This is a genomic window from Herbaspirillum sp. B65, from assembly GCF_000333555.1.
Classification (GTDB): Bacteria; Pseudomonadota; Gammaproteobacteria; order Burkholderiales; family Burkholderiaceae_D; genus Herbaspirillum; species Herbaspirillum rubrisubalbicans.
The window spans coordinates 1-1,490 of record NZ_BADI01000262.1 but is presented as its reverse complement, the minus strand read 5'-3'; the positions used below and the strand labels follow the sequence as shown (position 1 = coordinate 1,490).

1 protein-coding gene and 1 pseudogene are annotated in these 1,490 nt (G+C 60.9%); both read right to left on the bottom strand.

Features of this window, described 5'->3' with window-relative positions; all coding sequences use genetic code 11:
- Positions 1-1,005: pseudogene (locus tag I5W_RS06875) on the bottom strand (RND family transporter); the annotation flags it as partial.
- Between the two features lie 79 nt (positions 1,006-1,084).
- The coding region (locus tag I5W_RS06870; protein ID WP_148289049.1) for a DUF1302 family protein at positions 1,085-1,490 on the bottom strand (406 nt) is incomplete at its 5' end.

Below are 1,490 nucleotides of genomic sequence, written 5' to 3'. Positions count from 1 at the left end.
GCTGGCGCGGGCAGCCTGTTCAGTGTTCTTGCCGGGCGAGATCTCGCGCACGATGTAGTTGATCTGCTGCACCCCGTGCGACACGCNGATGGCAAACACCAGGAAGGGCACCAGCACCGCCAGCGGGTCCAGACCGTAGCCCAGCAGATGCAGGCTGCCGAACTGCCAGACCAGCGAAGTCAACGAACACAGCACCGGCAACAACGTCAGGCGGATCGAATGACAGTACCAGTACACCGCAGCGGCGGTCAGCAGCAAGGCGATCACACAGAACATGATGGCGCCACGGGCACCGTCGGCGATGTCGCCGATCTGCTTGGCAAAGCCGATGATCTGGATCTCGATATCGGCGTCTTCGAACTTCTGCCGGATCTGTTGTTCCAGGAGGTGGTTATAGGCCACGTAATCGATCTTGTTGCCCTTGGCATCGAATTCATTGAGCTCGGCCGTGACCATGGCGCTGCTCTGGTCGCGTGCCACCAGGGTGCCGACGAACTGCCCCTGGCTGGTGGCGCGCTGGATGGCGGCGATGTTCTCGGGGTTGAGCAGTTCGGGGGTGACATCGGCCGGAATCAGCGACTCGGCCCGGAAGCCCTCTTCGGTAATTTCGTTGACGAAGCTGTTGGAGGTCCACAGCGACTGCACACCCAGCCGCGAGACATTGGGTAGCAGCATGACGGCCTGGGTGACATCGTAGAGACGCGTCAAGGCCGCCTTGTTCCAGATCGTACCGTGGCGTGCTTTGACCACGAAGGTCAGGCGATTGGCGCCCAGCACGTCGTTCTGGTATTTCTGGAAGTTGCGGATGTACTCATGCCCGATGGGCATCTGTTTTTCAAAGCCGGCATCCATGCGCAGCTGTGCGGCCGAGATCGCCATGAGGACGGTAAAGCCGGCCAGCAACCACAAGAGTGTCTTGCGGTAGTGGAACAGCAGCGTTTCCATGCGGGCCAATGCCTTTCCCAGCATTTTTTCCGCTGCGCCCGATTTGAACAAGTTCAACATGATGCCGTTTTCCAGGAAGCGATAAGAAGGGAGAGCGCACACCGGCTGTGCCACTCTCCGGGAAGATCAGGACGCCAGGTCAGAAGTTACGCGCGACGTAGGCACCCACGAAATTGCGGCCCCGCAGCGGCTGGTCCAGGGCCTGGTCGCCGCCCCAGAACATCGCGTAGTTGACGCCGAAGAGCCACTTGGCCGGATTCTGGGTGAAGGTCACCGTGAAGTTGGCCGACTTGGCCCCTTGCATGAACAGCGCCGCCGAATTGGGAGTGCGACCCCGCACGGCCTGGAAGTAATACACCTCCGGCGTGACCTGCCAGCCCGGAATCAAGGTGCCGTCATAGGTCCAGTTGAAGTCCAGGTTGTAGCCCCAGGAGGTATTGGTGCCCTGCGACGGCACGCTGCCGTTGGCAAAGAAGCTGTCGGTGGAGGTCAGTGCCCCCCACAACCAGGAACCTGCTGCCAGGGGCGCACCGTATAGTGCTCTC